Genomic DNA, 15,710 nt, shown 5'->3' with positions numbered 1-15,710 from the left:
GTCAGGCCCTGTTCTCGTCGGAACCCGTGGCGTCCTTGTCGCTGGTGGTCACGCGGAGGCTCCCGTTGAGCTTCCAGGTGGCGCGCGGCGCGTCAGGGCCGATGTCGCGGGGAACCTCGATGGTCATGTCGATGAAGTTGTAGTTGATCGCGGCGCCTTTGCCGGTCAGGTAGGACCACATTTCTTCGGCAAGATCCGCCCAGTCCCGGATGCTCCGGTCTCCGGGGCCTGAACTGTCCACTGCGTTGGTCTCAGTAGTCACTTTTTGTCCTTTTCATTGGATACCCGCGCTCGTACCGCCGCGGCGGAATGAATTCGATAGGGCCACTCTAATGTCGCCGTCGGCGCAGGGGAATGCCTTGGAGCGAACCACTTGGGCTTATCGCTCCGGCAGGCCGGGCGCCCCGGCGGGCACACCGGTCCCACACAACACACATCTGCCATGCAGAAAACTCCCAGATTCTGGGAGCATCATGGGAACCATGAAAAAGAACGGTCCTGAAGCCAAGCTGCTCGTCGTCGATGATGAACCGAACATCCGCGAGCTGCTGTCCACCTCCCTGCGCTTTGCCGGCTTTGAGGTTGTCTCGGCGTCCAACGGGCGCGAGGCCCTGGCGGCGGCCGATCTGCATTCCCCCGACCTGGCCGTCCTGGACGTCATGCTGCCGGATATGGACGGTTTCACCGTCACCCGCCGGCTGCGCGCCGCAGGCAAGCACTTCCCCGTGCTCTTCCTGACCGCCAAGGACGACACCGAGGACAAGGTCATGGGCCTGACCGTGGGAGGCGACGACTATGTCACCAAGCCTTTCAGCCTCGACGAGGTGGTGGCCCGCATCCGCGCCGTGCTGCGCCGCACCCAGCCTCTGCAGGATGACGATGCGGTCATCCGCGTCGATGACCTGGAGCTCGACGACGACGCCCACGAGGTCCGCCGCGGCGGCACGGTGATCGAGCTGTCCCCCACCGAATTCAAGCTCCTGCGCTACCTCATGCTGAACCCCAACCGCGTGCTGTCCAAGGCCCAGATCCTGGACCACGTCTGGGAATACGACTTCAACGGGGATGCCTCGATCGTCGAGTCCTACATCTCCTATCTGCGCCGCAAAGTGGACATTGATCCGGACGCCCCGGCCCTGATCCAGACCAAACGCGGCGTCGGCTACGTCCTGCGGACGGCCGAGAAGCGCTGACCTTGCTGCACCGTTGGAAGTCGGCGTCGCTGCGGTCGCAGCTTGTCGCCATCATGACCGCGCTGATGCTGGTGGCCCTCACCGCCACCGGCGCAGGGACCCTGACCCTGCTGCACAGCTACCTGCAGGGGCAGGTCGATGACAAGCTCCGGGCCGCGGTCGCCTCGGTGCGCCAGCAACAGTCCTTCAGCCAGCTGCAGGACCAGAACCAGAGCATCCCCACCGACTATTCGCTGATGCTTTTCACTCCGGGACAGCCGCCGTTGCCGTTTGGCGGCAACAAGGAACTCCACCCTGACATCCCTTCCATCAGCGCCGTGGATGTCGCGGACCGCCAGCAGGCCCCGTTCCAGGTCCGCGGCACGGACGGACACAACTGGCGGGTGGTCGCGCTCAACGTCGTCGACAGCAACCAGCGCAGCTCCGTGGTGGTCATCGGGCTCCCGCTGTGGCCGGTCGATTCCGTGATGGAACACGCCGTCCTGGTGGTCGTCGGGGTCGGGCTGCTGACCCTGGTCCTGGCGTTCTTCATCGCCACCTGGAGCATTTCCCGGTCCTTCCGGCCGCTGGCCCGGGTCGAAAAGACCGCCGCAGCGATTGCCGCCGGCGACCTCTCCCGGCGCGTCGAAATCCAAAACCCCAACACCGAGGTGGGCCGGCTGGGCAGCTCCCTCAATGCCATGCTCGCCCATATTGAGTCGGCCTTTGCCGCCCGGATGGTATCCGAGGCGCGGATGCGCCGCTTCGCCGCTGACGCATCGCACGAACTGCGCACCCCGCTTGTGACCATCCGCGGATTCTCCGAGCTGTACCGGCAGGGCGCCCTGTCCACCCCGGAGGACGTGGCGACCGCGATGGGGCGGATCGAAAGCGAAGCCAAACGGATGGGAACCATGGTGGAGGACCTGCTGCTGCTGGCCAGGATCGATGAGCAGCGGCCGCTGCAGCAAAAGCCCGCCGATCTGCTGCCGATTGCCAACGACGCCGTGGTGGACACCCAGGCCAGCGACCGCGGCCGCGTCATCACCCTGACCGGGCTCGACGGCGGTCCCCCCGGGCCGGCGCCGGTGCTGGGCGACGAGGCCAAACTGCGCCAGGTCGTCGGGAACCTCGTGGGCAACGCCCTGCGCTACACCCCCGACGGCACGCCTATTGAACTCGCCGTCGGCGTCCGGGCCACCGCGGAAGGCATCCGGCAGTCCGTCATCGAGGTGCGCGACCACGGCCCCGGCGTCCCGGACGAGGACGCCGCGCGGATCTTCGAGCGGTTCTACCGTGCGGATACCTCCCGCACCCGGGAAACCGGCGGCAGCGGGCTGGGGCTGGCGATCGTCGCAGCCATCGTCGGCTCGCACGCCGGCACCGTCCGGGTCGCGAAGACCGACGGCGGCGGAGCCACCCTGGTGGTCAGTCTGCCGTTCCTGGACGAGGCCGCGGAGGGTGACGGTTCGGCTGCCGGCACAGGTGAGAATCGTGGTGGCACCGCCGGGAAGTAGCCTGCCCGCGTTCCCGGCAGGTTTTCCACATACCCGCACCTCGCGCTCCCCGCGCCGCTGCGGCCTGTCTAGGCTCGAAGGGTCCGGGAATTCCGGATCAGGCACCGCAGAGAGGGCACCCCATGAGCATCATCTCCGTCGACACGGAACTCCTTCAGCTCAAATCGGCAAACGTCAAGGCCACGGTCGACCGGATCAGCGCGGACGTCCAGGCCATGAAACACGGCCTCGATGAATTACAGGCCACGTGGCGCGGCTCGGCAGCCACCAACTTCCAGGCTCTCGTGGCCGAGTGGACCCTGACCCAGGGAAAGGTCGAGGCATCCCTGGCGTCCATCAACCTGGCGCTGAACTCCGCAGCGGCGAGCTACGCCCAGGCTGAACTTCACAATACCCAGCGTTTCAGCTGAACGGCCGCCAGGACGCCGGAGAAGGGCTCAGGCTTCGGGGGTGCCCTGGTGGAAGCGGAGCCGCCACTGAGCGCCGTCGTGGACCCACAGGGAGCTGCGCAGTGCCGTTCCCGATCGGGCGTGGCTGCGGTAGGTCAGGAGGACCGTCTGCTCGCCCAGCCGGTCCGCGCCCAGCAGCTCCAGCTCGGCGGGGCCTCCCGGGTGATCTTCGAGGGACATCATCATGGCGTCCCGGGTCCAGATCCGGCCCGAGCTGCCGATCTCGGTGAAATCCGGGTGCAGCAGCACACCGGTGCGTCCGAGGTCCGCGCGGGTTTCGGGGAGGAGGAGTTCGCGCTCCAATGCCTCGACGATGGCTTCCGGGCTCGCGTCGGTGCCCGGGGCGGGCGTGGTGTCCTCGTCGAGTTCGCTGAAGAGGTCGGGTTCATCGAAGAGCGACGGTTCGCCGAACAGCTGCTGCTGGCCGGCCGGGGCAGGCCCGGCCTGCGGTGCCTGAGCGGCTGCTGCGGGAGCGGTCCGGGCTGCGGGAGCCGGAGCCCCGGCCGCGGCGCCGAAGCCGGGGCCCTGGCGGACGGCCACGCCCTGCTGGAAGGCCGTCGAGGCGGCCCTCGCGCGGTCATCCGCAGCCTCGTTGAGGTCGTGCCCGGCGTGGCCGCGCACCCATTCGAAGGTGTATTTGCGGCCGACCAGCGCCTGGTCGATCTCCTTGAGAAGTTCGACGTTCATGACCGGCTTGCCGTCGGACTTGCGCCAGCCCTTGCGTTTCCAGCCCGGCATCCATTTGGTGACGGAGTTGATGACGTACTGGCTGTCGCAGAGGATATGCAGGTCCTCGCCCGGCAGGTGCGCGGTGGAGCGGAACAGGTCCAGCACGGCCATAAGCTCGCCCATGTTGTTGGTGCCGTGCGGCCATCCCCCGGCCCGCCAGCAGTCGTCGTTCACGTACCAGGCCCAACCGGCCGGGCCGGGATTTCCTAGAGCCGAACCGTCGGCCGCTGCTGTAATCGTCACTGCACTATCCTGCCAGACGGGGCGGGCCTTCAACGCCGACGGCGGCCCCACCCGAAGGAGGGACCGCCGTCGTTGAACTGGACGCTCGGCGCTGGACCAGCCAGCGCCGGAAGCCGGGTGGTTAGAAACCGCCCATGCCTCCCATGCCGCCCATGTCGTCGCCGCCGCCCATGGCCGGGGAGTTCTTCTCCGGCTTGTCGGCCACAACGGCCTCGGTGGTGAGGAACAGTCCGGCAATGGAAGCCGCGTTCTGCAGGGCAGAGCGGGTGACCTTGACCGGGTCGTTGATGCCGGCAGCCAGCAGGTCGACGTACTCGCCGGTTGCTGCGTTCAGGCCGTGGCCTGCAGGCAGGCCGCGGACCTTGTCGACGACAACGCCGGGCTCGAGGCCAGCGTTGAAGGCGATCTGCTTCAGCGGGGCGTCGATGGCAACGCGGACGATGTTCGCACCGGTTGCCTCGTCGCCTTCGAGCTGCAGGTTGGCGAATGCCTTGGCACCGGCCTGGATCAGGGCAACGCCACCGCCGGCGACGATGCCCTCTTCGACAGCAGCCTTCGCGTTGCGGACAGCGTCCTCAATGCGGTGCTTGCGTTCCTTGAGCTCGACCTCGGTTGCGGCACCGGCCTTGATGACTGCAACGCCGCCGGCCAGCTTGGCCAGGCGTTCCTGCAGCTTCTCGCGGTCGTAATCCGAGTCGGAGTTCTCGATCTCGGCGCGGATCTGGGAAACGCGGCCGGCGATCTGGTCAGCGTCGCCTGCACCCTCGACGATGGTGGTCTCGTCCTTGGTCACAACGACCTTGCGGGCGCGGCCCAGGAGTTCGAGTCCGGCGGTCTCAAGCTTGAGGCCGACTTCCTCGGAGATGACCTGGCCACCGGTGAGGATGGCGATGTCGGCGAGCTGCGCCTTGCGGCGGTCACCGAAGCCCGGAGCCTTGACGGCGACGGACTTGAAGGTGCCACGGATCTTGTTGACGATCAGGGTGGCCAGGGCCTCGCCCTCGATGTCTTCGGCAATGATCAGCAGCGGCTTGGAGGACTGCATGACCTTTTCGAGGACAGCAACCAGTTCCTTGACGTTGGCGATCTTGGAGTTGACGATCAGGATGTACGGATCCTCAAGGACCGTTTCCTGGCGCTCAGCGTCGGTAACGAAGTACGCGGAGATGTAACCCTTGTCGAAGCGCATGCCTTCGGTGAGCTCCAGCTCGAGGCCGAACGTGTTCGACTCCTCGACGGTGATGACGCCTTCCTTGCCGACCTTATCCAGGGCCTCGGCAATCAGTGCGCCAATCTCGTTGTCACCGGCAGAGATCGACGCGGTGGCGGCAATCTCTTCCTTGGTTTCGATTTCCTTGGCGGAGGCCAGGAGCTCGCGGGTGACAGCTTCGACAGCCTTCTCGATGCCGCGCTTGAGGGACAGGGGATCAGCGCCGGCCGCGACGTTGCGCAGGCCTTCCTTGACCAGGGCCTGAGCCAGCACGGTGGCGGTGGTGGTTCCGTCGCCGGCGACGTCATCCGTCTTCTTGGCAACTTCCTTGACCAGCTCGGCGCCGATCTTCTCGTAGGGATCGTCCAGCTCGATCTCCTTGGCGATGGAAACACCATCGTTGGTGATCGTGGGGGCGCCCCACTTCTTTTCGAGGACGACGTTGCGTCCACGCGGGCCGAGGGTGACCTTGACGGCGTCGGCGAGGATATTCAGGCCCCGCTCAAGACCGCGGCGTGCCTCTTCATCAAATGCAATGATCTTGGCCATAACGGCAGTAGTCCTTTCGGGACAGTCGTTAAGAATGAACCTTTGCTGCGGTGCCCGCGACGGACGATCCTTGCCCCGCGGCCTCTGTATGCCGCCGGGCCAGGGATCTCACCCCAGCCAGGTGTTTCTTTCGCTCCCGGCTGCGGCTGCTGCAACTTCGCGGCCGGGCGAACCGGGCGTCGTTTTAGCAGTTAATACGCAGGAGTGCTAACTCAATAATTAGCACTCCCCCGGGGAGAGTGCAAGCAGTGGGCCCGCCGGCAGGCCCTGCATCGGCCCGCTGGCGGCACTCCGGCACGACGCAATACGCTACGGGCGATTAACTCCCGTTGCGGCTGGCCGTCTCGCTGCCGCTCATGGTCGCCGTGTTGTCCGCACTGTAGGTGTAGACGACGTAGTTTGCGGCGCTGACGTCACCGTTGGCATCGAAGCCGATCCGCCCGGATTCACCGTCGTAATCGGGCTGCTTGCCGGCCCGGAGTGCGTCGAGGCACTCCTGGTAGCTCTTGCAGACCGTCGATTCGCCGGAGGTCCCGGAGCCGCCGGATGTCTGGACCTTGCCGCCCGAGACGGCGATCAGGCTGGCCGCGACGGAGGCTCCGGCGTCGTCCTGGGCTGCAGCGGCCGCGATGGCGGCGAGGTTGACGGCGTCGTACATCTCCGCAGCAAAGGTCATGTCCAACAGCTCCGGATCCACGGTAACCAGTTCGCCCTGGAAGTGTGCGGAGGCAAAGGTCCCCGGCAGGATCCCCCGGGCACCGCCGAGGGCGCTGGATCCGAGGCCTGAGCCGTACTGGTTGACAGCACCGTCGCTGAGGATGAGCTTCTTTCGGGCAACGCCGGCATTGTTTAGCTCGGCAATGGCGCCCTGCGCCCCTGCCCGCGAGACCAGCACGACGGCGTCGGGAGCCGCCGCTTTCACGGCAGCGGCCGCCTGCTGGGCCTGGCCCGGGGCGAATCCGGCGACGGTGACGGACCCGAGGCCGGCCTGCCGGGCGGCGGCGGCGACGGCGGTCGACACGTCCTTGCCGTAGCTGCCTTCCTCGTACACCACGGCGAGGGTGGCGGCACCGCTGTCCTGGGCAAGCTTGACCAGCACGGGGGCCTGCGCAACGTCGGCTGCCGAGGTCCGGAAATAGAAACCGCCGCTCTGATAGCTGCTGAGCCCGCTGGCGGCGTTCGCGGGGGAAATGATGGCGATCCTGGCGTTGGACAGGACATCGATGGCGGCGGGCGCCCGGCTTGAGTCTGTCGGGCCAATGACGACGTCGGCGTTTGCCGCCACCAGCGCCTTGGCCTGCGCTGCGGTGTCCGCGCTGATGGTCTCCGGGAACAACTCCACCGGTTTGCCGTTGTGGCCGCCCGCGGCGTTGATTTCCTTGACGGCAAGCTTTGCGGCGGCCAGCTGGGGGGCGTTGAGGAAGTTCTGCGGGCCGGTGTTGTCGAGGATCAGCCCGATCCGCAGGGTGCCGTCGCCGCTCGGGTCCGCCTGCTCCACGCGGGCGCCGCCCGTTGGCCCCAGGCACGCTGTCAAGGTCAGGGCCGCAGCCGCGGCCACTGCGGCGGCGCGGCCGATCCGCAGGGCCGCAGCCCGGCGCGGGGAAGACCGGCGCGGGGAAGACCGGCGCAGGCAAGAGCTGATGGTGGCTCGTTGAGCAGCAGCCTGGTCGGCAGGGTTCTGCGAAGCGTGTGCTGCAGCGGCGAAGGTCACTGGACAGGCCGGACACTTTCGGCCTGCGGGCCCTTTTCGCCCTCGCCGACTTCGAGTTCCACGCGCTGCCCCTCGTCCAGGGCACGGAAGCCCTCCCCCGCGATGGCAGACCAGTGCACGAAGACATCGGCCCCGGAGCTGTCCACGGTGATGAATCCGTAGCCCTTCTCGGCGTTGAACCATTTGACGGTTCCCAATGCCATGGTGTTCACACTTTCAGTCGGCTGGCGGGCGGCCCACCACATTGTGGGCCGCGGATGGTAAAACGCACATGCAAACACAGCATGCAGACGCAGTCCGCAATTACTGTACCCACAGCCTCGGGCCGGAGCGCGGGGCGGGGGCGGGTCAGGCGGCGAATAGTTATTCAGGCGCATCCGGAACGGACTACTGGAAACCGGGCCCCAGGACCACAACGAGTGGCAGCTGGGAGTTGGCCGAGTCCACGACGGTCGGGATGCCGAGGAGTTTGCCAAGGGCTTCGGCGTTGCCCTTCTGCGCGGCGCCGCTGTAGAAAATGACGGAACGCTGCTGGCGCGCACCACCCCAGTTTCCGAGCGTGCCGATCGTCCAGCCGGCGGTGGAGACGGTTCCGCCCACACGGCTCGCCAGTCCCGCGGTCGTGGTGCCGTTGAAGACCGCAACCGGCTGGGTCTTGTCGATGACGGCAGCCACGGAGGGGGTGGCCGACGCGGACGGCGAAGCGCTGGCCTCCGGGCTCACCGGCGCCGGACTGGACGGCTCGGGGCTGGGCGTCGTCGGGGTGGAAGCCGTAGGGGTGGGCTGCGCCGGGGTGGAAGCCGTGGGGGCCGGCGACGCAGCGGCGCTGCTGCCGCCCTGCTCGGCCGAAACGGCAGTGCTCTCTCCGGGGGAGGAGAATCCAAGCTTCGGCAGAATCAGGAAGGACACGAGGCCGACGGCCAAAGCCGCGGCTCCGACTGCCAGGATGGCGCCCAGGCGGCGGCCACGGCGGGATTCGGCGGCTGCCCGGTGGACGCCCTGGCGTGCGGAGGTCTCCGGGACCCGATCAAATTCATCCCGAGCGTATTTGGTCATGGTGAAAGCGACGTCCTTGCTGGTTTCTGACGATGGCCCGCGCGGGCGTCCACGCGGGAATCCGCGCTTCCGCCTGGGCTCTACGCGTCTGAGCCCAAGCGGCGGGCAGTACGCGCACGTTGGCGTGACGTACGTAGTCTACGCAGCCTCTTCACCAGCATGGGATCGTGGGCCAGCGCGTCCTCGGTGTCGATGAGGGCATTCAGAAGTTGGTAATAGTTGGTGGCGGAGAGGTCGAAAAGCTCCCGGATGGCTTGTTCCTTGGCGCCGGCGTATTTCCACCACTGCCGTTCCAGCGCCAGCATCTGCTGGTCCCGGCTGCTCAGCGGCGACTCGGGGCTGGTCCCGGCGGCAACAGCTTCCGTCGTCGAAAGGTGCTCTTGCGCTTGTTCGGCCACGAAGACTCCCTGCTTGTTCCGGTACGGCTTGATCCGGTGAAAAGTTCCTTACTCATGTTACGGGCGACTAACAGGGTTGTCATTTGCCGCCCTGCGAGAATGGGGCTGTGCCTACCTCCGACTTCCTTGATTCCGATGCCCTGTTCGAGCTGAAGCCCGCCTCGGACGAAGGGGCCGGCTTCGCCGGGCTGGCCCGCCTGCCGTTGCATGAGCTTGTGGCGGCCGGCTGGGCGGAGGCGCTGGCCCCGGTGGAGGGGAAGTTGCGCGACGTCCTGGCGTTCCTGGGCCGGGAGGTTGCCGAGGGCCACGAAGTCCTGCCGTCGCCGTCGAACGTGCTGCGGGCGTTCCGGCAGCCGCTGGCGGGCGTCCGGGTACTGATCGTGGGCCAGGACCCTTATCCGACGCCCGGCCATGCCGTCGGGCTCTCCTTCGCCGTGGACGGCGCCACCCGGCCCATCCCGCGCAGCCTCGCCAATATCTACAAGGAACTCGAGGCCGATCTGGGGCTGCCGCCGCGGGTCCACGGCGATCTCAGCGGCTGGGCGGCCCAGGGTGTGCTGCTGCTGAACAGGGTCCTTAGCGTCCGGGCCGGGGAGGCCGGATCGCACCGGAACAAAGGGTGGGAAGCCATCACGGGGGCAGCGATCAGCGCCGTGGCGAACCGTACCACCTCCGCCGGCTCCCCCGCGCCGCTGGTGGCAATCCTGTGGGGCCGCGACGCCGGGACCGTCCGGCCGTTGCTGGGTCCCACACCGGTGATCACCAACGCCCATCCGAGCCCGCTCTCAGCCTCACGGGGATTTTTCGGCTCCCGGCCGTTCAGCCACGCCAATACGCTGCTCCAGGCACAAGACGACGGCACGGTGAACTGGGAACTCCCTCCCCTTCCCCTTCCCTGACAGGCTTCACAGCCGCGGTTCCGCCCAGGGTTGTTGGCGGTTGTTGGCTAGGCTTGGCTTCATGACCTCAGTCCCCGCAGCCACGTCAACCACCCGGAAATCCCGCCCGCAGACCAACCTCACGGTCCTGCGCCGCGAGCAGCTCTCGCCGCACATGGTACGGATCATTGCCGGCGGGCCAGGCTTCGCCGGCTACGTGAACAACTCCTTCGTGGACCGTTACGTCAAGATCGTGTTCCCGCAGCCCGGGGTCACCTACCCGCAACCGCTGGACCTCTGGGAAATCCGGGAGTCCATGCCGCGCGATCAGTGGCCGCACACCCGGACCTACACCGTCCGCTGGGTCGACGAGGCGGCCGGCGAACTCGCCATCGACTTCGTGATCCACGGCGATGACGGCCTCGCGGGGCCGTGGGCCGCGTCGGCCCGCCCCGGCGACGCCCTGACCTTCACCGGCCCGGGCGGCGGCTACAACCCGGATCCGGCCGCGGACTGGTACCTGTTCGCGGGCGACGAGTCCGCCCTGCCTGCCATCGGCGCCTCGATCGAATCCCTGCCGGAGGATGCCCGCGGCGTCGCTTTCCTCGAGGTGGATGGCGACGCCGACGTCCAGTCCATCGCCGCGCCGGCCGGAGTGGAACTGCGCTGGCTCCTCCGCGGGGGCGTACCTGCCGGGGCCAGTGAACTGCTGGTCACGGCGGTGCGGGACGCCACGTGGCCCCAGGGCCGGGTGCAGGTCTTTGCGCACGGCGAGCGTGGCTACATGAAGAGCCTGCGGGAGGTGCTCTTCGCGCAGCGCGGGCTGGAGCGCTCCCAGGTTTCGCTCTCCGGCTACTGGGCGATGGGCCGGGTGGAGGACGACTTCCAGGCCGAAAAAAAGCTGCCCATCGGCGAGATCTAGCAGGCGGAAGGTCTAACAGCAGATCCGGCGGGGTACCGCGGAGTTTCCCCACCTTTGCCAACACGACGCCGGGGCTCGCCGGCCCGGCGGCCCGCCACGCCGTCGGGACCCGGCGAAGGTGGGAAAAACCCGGCGGCGCAGGGTGCAAAGGAGACCTAGCGGCGACGCGCCCGCCGTCGTTCGTTGCTGGCCAGGCCGCGTGTGAGGGGCCGGGCGAGCGTGTCACCGAGCACGATGCCGGCGGCGACCCCCATCACGATGGCGCCGGCGTTGAGCATGCCCCCGGCACCCAGCAGGATCTCCGATTCCTCAATGGTCAACACATACATGGACCGGAATATGGTGAGCCCGGGCAGCAGGATCAGCGCCGCGGGGACGGCCACCACCAGCTGCGGGGCGCCCATCCGGAGCGCCACGACGCGGGCCAGCAGGCCGATGACGACGGCGGCCACGGCGGGCGAATAACGCGGCCCGATGCTCAGGGCCTCTCCGCCGATCATGACCAGGTACCCCACCACGCCCACGGCCGCGGTCGGCAGCAGCAGGTCCCAGGCGGTCTGTTCGGTGATGCCGATCATGAGCACCGCGATGGCGATCAGAATGACCACCACCCATAACGGATACGCCGGCGGGAATGTTTCGGTGACGTCGATTGTCTCCATCCCCGTCATGTCCCCCACTACAAACCCCACGGCGATGCCGGCGACGAGCGCGCCGAACGTCAGCATCGTGGACAGGAACCGTCCGGCCGCCGTCACCGGGAAGCCGTTGATCGCATCCTGGACTGAGGACACCAGTCGTCCGGTCGGCAGCAGCAGCAGGATTCCGCCGACCACCACGATGGCCGGGGGGATCTGGATCCCCACCAGGCCGCCGAACCGCCACAGCAGCAGGGCGATGAAGGTGACGAGGAAGGAACACGACGCGGTGATGAAGAAGTCAGGGGTGCGCCAGCGGCCCAACTGCCTGGCCAGCAGGCTGACCAGCAGGTTGGACGCGAACGCCACCGCGGAGGCGCCGGGTCCCCCGCCGAGCACACCGACGAAGACGGCGGAGAAGACCCCGAACGCGACGGTGACCATCCAGCGCGGGAACGGCTTGGCGCTGCGGGTGATCTCCTCCAGCCGGCGCACGGCCTCCTCCCGGCCCACCCCCCCGGCCACAATCTCGGTGACAAGTTGGTGAACCAGTGAGAGCCCGGCGTAGTTGTTGGTCCAGGACCGGACCACACGCAGCAGCGAGATCGGTGTCTGGTCTTTGGGGGCGTAGTTGATGGCCACCGACTGGTTGGTGATGTCCACTTCGATGTGTTTGAGCCCCAGTGCGGCCGTGATGGCGATGATGCTGGTTTCCACTTCGAGGGCGCCGGCGCCGTACCGGAACATGGACTCGGCCAGGTGCAGCGCGAAGTCGATGGTCTTGCGGGCAGAGGTGTCCACCCCGCCCACCTGGATCATCGGGTTGGCGTAGGGGCTGCCGGCGAGACGGTCCACGATGCTCATCGGGGCGGTCGGCGGGTTCTCGCCCTGGACCAGCCGGCGCAGCATCCGCTTGGCCGCGGCGTTCTGGCGCACCTGCGTGGCCGACATCGGCTCGGTCCTGGGCATTCCGTCGGTGTACGGCCTGCGGCGGCCGTCGGGTTCGTTGGTCATTCCGGCGTCCTTAGTGTCCGTGGCTGCCGGTTTAGTAGAACTGCTGGCCCGTGCGGCGGGTGTAGATCTGGCGGGCAAGGCGTTCCCCCGCGGCCATCCAGGCCTTGTACTTCAGCGGGCTCAGCACCTGGTCGTAGCAGCCGACAAAGTCGGTCACGGTCTTGCTGAAACTGGTTTTGAACAGGCCCAGTCCATGGAACGGGTTGGACGTGTCCTTGAGCTGGTCGCTGGGGGGCGTGCCGCAGAAGTCGTATTCGGTGCAGCCGAGGTCCTTGAGCTGGTTGATGGCCGTCCACTGCACCAGGTGGGAGTCGCCGTACTGGCCGCGTTTTTGCAGCGAGCCGCCGTCCTTGTACGTGCCCTTGCGGCCGTAGTTGATGGCGAAGGCTCCCACGGAGGGCACGCCGTCCTCGTAGACGAAGAGCAGCCTGCCCTGGCCGCGGCTGATGAAGTTGGTCCAGAACTGGCGGTAGTACTCGTAGTCGCGGACCCGGACCTGGGACTTGGCTTCCACGGTGTTGGTCATCAGCGCGTACATGGCGCGGAAGTTTGCCTCGGTGGGCTCCATGTTGTGGACCACCACGTCCTCGCGGATGGCGCGTCGGACGGCGTTGCGGCCGCGCGAGTGCAGGTTGCGCAGCAGCTGGTTCTGTTCCGGGGAGATGTCGAGCAGGGCCGTGGAGTCGTTGGGCTGCAGGTTGTGGGTCTTGACCAGCCCGGCGCCTTCGATCACTCGTTTGGCCTCCGCGGAGAGCAGGATGTCCGGCTCAATCTTGATAGCGAAGACGCCCAGCCGGGCGCGCTTGACGAACTCGGCATTGGCCGCGGCGATGCCGGGGATATCCTCGACCGACGCCACATCCGGGCCCTTGATCAGGTACCAGAGCTTTCCCAGGAGCGGGAAAGACTTCTCCAGGATGAGGTTGTAGCTCGTGTAGTCTGCCGTCTCGTACACGAGGTGAAGGGGCTTCCAGCCAAAGTTCTGCTTGACCTCGGCGAAGGCTTCCGACTGCAGGAGATTGCCGCCATTGGGGTTCGCGGTGACGTTGGCGTCCCAGGTGGCGATCTCTTCGGCAGAGGCGAAGCGGGCGGTGAATTCACGCAAGGGTGCGGCATCCAATCATTGCGGTACGAGCGTCGGCGGCATGCGGACATGCAGAGTCAAGTCTATCCGCCCCGCCCCCTGTTCCCGCCCGGAACTCACGCGCTACGCTGGAAGCATGGCACCTGATCAGCAATCATTGGCCGCAAGCTCCGGACGTCAGGAACACCCGCCCGCAAAGCGTGCGCTGGGACCCCAGTTGCTGGGATTGCTGGTATTCCTCGCTGCCTCGGCCCTGGTTGCGGGGCTGGGCGGGCTGGCCACTGCCGACAACGTCAACGGCTGGTATGCCACCGCGGACCAGGCACCGTGGTCGCCGCCGAACTGGTTGTTCGGGCCGGTCTGGACGGCCCTCTACATTGCAATGGCCGTGGCCGCCTGGCTGGTCTGGAGGAGCCGGGCGGAAGGGACCAGGCCCGCCCTCGCAGCCTATGCCGTGCAGCTGGTGCTGAACCTGCTGTGGACGCCGGTGTTCTTCGGCTTGTACCCGGCGCTCGGCACCCCGGCCCTGTGGATCGCCTTTGGCATTATTGTGTCCCTGGCCGTGGCCGTGGTCGTCACTGCCCTCCGCTTTAAACCGATCAGCCGGACGGCCGCGCTCCTGTTGCTGCCCTACCTCGCCTGGATCATGTTCGCCTCGTCGCTGAACCTCTGGGTCGCGCTTTACAACTGACTCAGCATTCCACCACGTTCACGGCGAGCCCGCCCATAGCGGTCTCCTTGTACTTGGAGCTCATGTCCCGGCCGGTCTCCCGCATGGTCACAATGACCTCGTCGAGCGACACCCGGTGCGAACCATCGCCCCACAGCGCCATTTTGGCGGCGTTGATGGCCTTTGCTGCCGCGATGGCGTTGCGTTCGATGCAGGGGATCTGCACGAGCCCGCCGATCGGGTCGCAGGTCAGACCCAGATTGTGCTCCATCGCGATTTCCGCGGCGTTCTCCACCTGCTGCGGCGTGCCGCCCATGACCTCGGCCAGACCCGCCGCGGCCATCGACGACGCCGAGCCCACCTCACCCTGGCAGCCGACCTCGGCGCCGGAGATCGAGGCCTGTTCCTTGTACAGCACCCCGATCGCGGCGGCGGTCAGCAGGAACTTGACCACAACGTCGTCGCGGTCGGCCTGGGTGGCCTTGTCCATACCCGGCGCGAAGTGCAGAGCGTAGTACAGCACGGCGGGGATGATGCCGGCGGCGCCGTTCGTCGGGGCGGTGACGACGCGGCCGCCCGAGGCGTTTTCCTCGTTCACGGCCAGGGCGATCAGGTTGACCCATTCCTGCCAGTATTTCGGGTCCCGGAAGTCGGGGTCCTGATCCAGGGTTTCTTTCAGAAGGCGTTCGTGCCAGTCCGGCGCTCGGCGGCGGACCTTGAGCCCGCCGGGCAGCAGTCCCTCGCGCTTCAGGCTGACCTCGACGCAGCCTTCCATCACGGAGTAGATGTGCAGGAGGCCTTCGCGGATCTCGGCCTCGGTCCGGGAGGCCCGCTCGTTGACGAACATGATCTCGCCGATCGAGAGGCCCTTGGACTGGCAGCGGCCCAGCAGTTCCGCGGCGGTGCGGAAGGGCAGCGGCAGTTCCTTCTTGGACTCGGCGAGTTCCTTGAGCGCCGCGTCCTCCTCGCCCTCTCGGACGATGAAGCCGCCGCCCACGGAGAAGAAGGTGGCGCTGTGCAGGACCTCCCCGTCGGCGCCGGAGACGGTGAACGTCATGCCGTTGGTGTGCCGCGGGAGGATGGTCAGGGGGCGCAGCACCATGTCCTGCACGCCGTAGGGCAGCGGGACGCCCGCTTCGCCGGTGCCGGCCAGCTGCAGGAGGCCGGTCTCGGCAATGGTTGCGAGCCGTTCCTCCACTTCCTCGGGGAGGATCAGCTCCGGGTGGAAGCCCTCCAGACCGAGCAGGACGGCGGTCATGGTGCCGTGGCCGTGCCCGGTCGCGGCGAGGGAGCCGTAGAGGTCCACCCGCAACGCCGTCACCCGGTCCAGCACGCCGGAGGCCGTGAGTTCCCCGGCGAACACGGCAGCAGCCCGCATGGGGCCCACCGTGTGTGAACTGGAGGGCCCTATTCCGATGGAAAAAAGGTCAAAGACTCCAACGGCCATTGTCGTTCCTAACTAGCTCTAAC

16 protein-coding genes are annotated in these 15,710 nt (G+C 67.2%); 6 read left to right on the top strand and 10 right to left on the bottom strand.

Annotated elements, in window-relative coordinates; translation table 11 throughout:
* Position 1: 1 nt before the first annotated feature.
* Positions 2–262, bottom strand: a complete 261-nt coding sequence (locus tag ACZYX4_RS05550) for a hypothetical protein (RefSeq protein ID WP_463874315.1) — start codon at positions 260–262, stop codon at positions 2–4.
* A 220-nt stretch (positions 263–482) separates the two neighbouring features.
* Between ACZYX4_RS05550 and ACZYX4_RS05545 the strand changes: the two genes are divergently transcribed.
* The 3 genes from ACZYX4_RS05545 (at position 483) to ACZYX4_RS05535 (ending at position 3,099) form a co-directional block, all read left to right on the top strand.
* Positions 483–1,193 carry a response regulator transcription factor gene (locus ACZYX4_RS05545; protein ID WP_069952599.1) on the top strand — a complete coding sequence of 237 codons (711 nt, stop codon included), beginning with the start codon at positions 483–485 and terminating at the stop codon, positions 1,191–1,193.
* A 2-nt stretch (positions 1,194–1,195) separates the two neighbouring features.
* On the top strand, positions 1,196–2,689 hold the full coding sequence (locus tag ACZYX4_RS05540; RefSeq protein WP_463874314.1) for a sensor histidine kinase: 1,494 nt from the start codon (positions 1,196–1,198) through the stop codon (positions 2,687–2,689).
* Between the two features lie 122 nt (positions 2,690–2,811).
* Positions 2,812–3,099 (top strand): WXG100 family type VII secretion target, encoded by a 288-nt coding sequence (locus ACZYX4_RS05535; protein WP_282382014.1) that lies wholly within the window; start codon positions 2,812–2,814, stop codon positions 3,097–3,099.
* Positions 3,100–3,126: 27 nt separating this feature from the next.
* Here the strand turns inward: ACZYX4_RS05535 and ACZYX4_RS05530 are convergent, their stop codons facing one another.
* The 6 genes from ACZYX4_RS05530 to ACZYX4_RS05505 form a co-directional block, all read right to left on the bottom strand.
* Positions 3,127–4,110, bottom strand: coding sequence for an RNase H family protein (locus ACZYX4_RS05530; protein ID WP_463874312.1), 984 nt, complete (start codon positions 4,108–4,110; stop codon positions 3,127–3,129).
* A gap of 121 nt (positions 4,111–4,231) precedes the next feature.
* Positions 4,232–5,869 carry a chaperonin GroEL gene (gene groL, locus ACZYX4_RS05525; RefSeq protein WP_463874310.1) on the bottom strand — a complete coding sequence of 546 codons (1,638 nt, stop codon included), beginning with the start codon at positions 5,867–5,869 and terminating at the stop codon, positions 4,232–4,234.
* 319 nt (positions 5,870–6,188) lie between these two features.
* Entirely contained in the window at positions 6,189–7,580 is a 1,392-nt protein-coding gene (locus ACZYX4_RS05520; protein WP_463874309.1) for an ABC transporter substrate-binding protein, read from the bottom strand.
* Positions 7,577–7,783, bottom strand: coding sequence for a cold-shock protein (locus tag ACZYX4_RS05515; RefSeq protein WP_463874307.1), 207 nt, complete (start codon positions 7,781–7,783; stop codon positions 7,577–7,579). Before ACZYX4_RS05515 ends, ACZYX4_RS05520 begins: the two co-directional genes overlap by 4 nt.
* A gap of 184 nt (positions 7,784–7,967) precedes the next feature.
* Entirely contained in the window at positions 7,968–8,636 is a 669-nt protein-coding gene (locus ACZYX4_RS05510) for a LytR C-terminal domain-containing protein (RefSeq protein WP_463874305.1), read from the bottom strand.
* An 80-nt stretch (positions 8,637–8,716) separates the two neighbouring features.
* Positions 8,717–9,034, bottom strand: coding sequence for a DUF3263 domain-containing protein (locus ACZYX4_RS05505; protein ID WP_463874303.1), 318 nt, complete (start codon positions 9,032–9,034; stop codon positions 8,717–8,719).
* A gap of 107 nt (positions 9,035–9,141) precedes the next feature.
* Here ACZYX4_RS05505 and ACZYX4_RS05500 point away from each other — a divergent pair, with 107 nt between their 5' ends.
* Together ACZYX4_RS05500 and ACZYX4_RS05495 are read left to right on the top strand one after the other, a co-directional pair.
* A complete protein-coding gene (locus ACZYX4_RS05500) occupies positions 9,142–9,933 on the top strand; it encodes a uracil-DNA glycosylase (RefSeq protein ID WP_463874302.1) in 792 nt (263 codons plus the stop codon).
* Between the two features lie 61 nt (positions 9,934–9,994).
* A complete protein-coding gene (locus tag ACZYX4_RS05495; RefSeq protein WP_463874301.1) occupies positions 9,995–10,834 on the top strand; it encodes a siderophore-interacting protein in 840 nt (279 codons plus the stop codon).
* 155 nt (positions 10,835–10,989) lie between these two features.
* On the opposite strand, the gene ACZYX4_RS05490 is transcribed toward ACZYX4_RS05495, so the two are convergent.
* Positions 10,990–12,486 carry a threonine/serine exporter family protein gene (locus tag ACZYX4_RS05490; RefSeq protein WP_463874299.1) on the bottom strand — a complete coding sequence of 499 codons (1,497 nt, stop codon included), beginning with the start codon at positions 12,484–12,486 and terminating at the stop codon, positions 10,990–10,992.
* A 31-nt stretch (positions 12,487–12,517) separates the two neighbouring features.
* Positions 12,518–13,591 (bottom strand): lipid II:glycine glycyltransferase FemX, encoded by a 1,074-nt coding sequence (locus ACZYX4_RS05485; RefSeq protein ID WP_463874297.1) that lies wholly within the window; start codon positions 13,589–13,591, stop codon positions 12,518–12,520.
* Between the two features lie 115 nt (positions 13,592–13,706).
* Between ACZYX4_RS05485 and ACZYX4_RS05480 the strand changes: the two genes are divergently transcribed.
* Positions 13,707–14,261 (top strand): TspO/MBR family protein, encoded by a 555-nt coding sequence (locus tag ACZYX4_RS05480; protein WP_463874295.1) that lies wholly within the window; start codon positions 13,707–13,709, stop codon positions 14,259–14,261.
* Position 14,262: 1 nt separating this feature from the next.
* Here ACZYX4_RS05480 and ACZYX4_RS05475 read toward each other — a convergent pair whose 3' ends face one another.
* Entirely contained in the window at positions 14,263–15,687 is a 1,425-nt protein-coding gene (locus ACZYX4_RS05475; protein ID WP_463874293.1) for an L-serine ammonia-lyase, read from the bottom strand.
* Positions 15,688–15,710 lie beyond the last annotated feature (23 nt).

This window comes from Pseudarthrobacter leeuwenhoeki, assembly GCF_055412885.1.
The sequence above is the reverse complement of the archived record's forward strand: the minus strand, read 5'-3'. Positions and strand labels throughout refer to the sequence as shown.

Bases quoted from the DNA above. Each gene is read 5' to 3' on its own strand.
- ACZYX4_RS05545 (WP_069952599.1), top strand. From the start codon at position 483: ATGAAAAAGAACGGTCCTGAAGCCAAGCTGCTCGTCGTCGATGATGAA.
- ACZYX4_RS05495 (WP_463874301.1), top strand. From the start codon at position 9,995: ATGACCTCAGTCCCCGCAGCCACGTCAACCACCCGGAAATCCCGCCCG.
- ACZYX4_RS05515 (WP_463874307.1), bottom strand. From the start codon at position 7,783: ATGGCATTGGGAACCGTCAAATGGTTCAACGCCGAGAAGGGCTACGGA.
- ACZYX4_RS05510 (WP_463874305.1), bottom strand. From the start codon at position 8,636: ATGACCAAATACGCTCGGGATGAATTTGATCGGGTCCCGGAGACCTCC.
- ACZYX4_RS05490 (WP_463874299.1), bottom strand. From the start codon at position 12,486: ATGACCAACGAACCCGACGGCCGCCGCAGGCCGTACACCGACGGAATG.
- ACZYX4_RS05475 (WP_463874293.1), bottom strand. From the start codon at position 15,687: ATGGCCGTTGGAGTCTTTGACCTTTTTTCCATCGGAATAGGGCCCTCC.
- ACZYX4_RS05535 (WP_282382014.1), top strand. From the start codon at position 2,812: ATGAGCATCATCTCCGTCGACACGGAACTCCTTCAGCTCAAATCGGCA.
- groL (WP_463874310.1), bottom strand. From the start codon at position 5,869: ATGGCCAAGATCATTGCATTTGATGAAGAGGCACGCCGCGGTCTTGAG.
- ACZYX4_RS05480 (WP_463874295.1), top strand. From the start codon at position 13,707: ATGGCACCTGATCAGCAATCATTGGCCGCAAGCTCCGGACGTCAGGAA.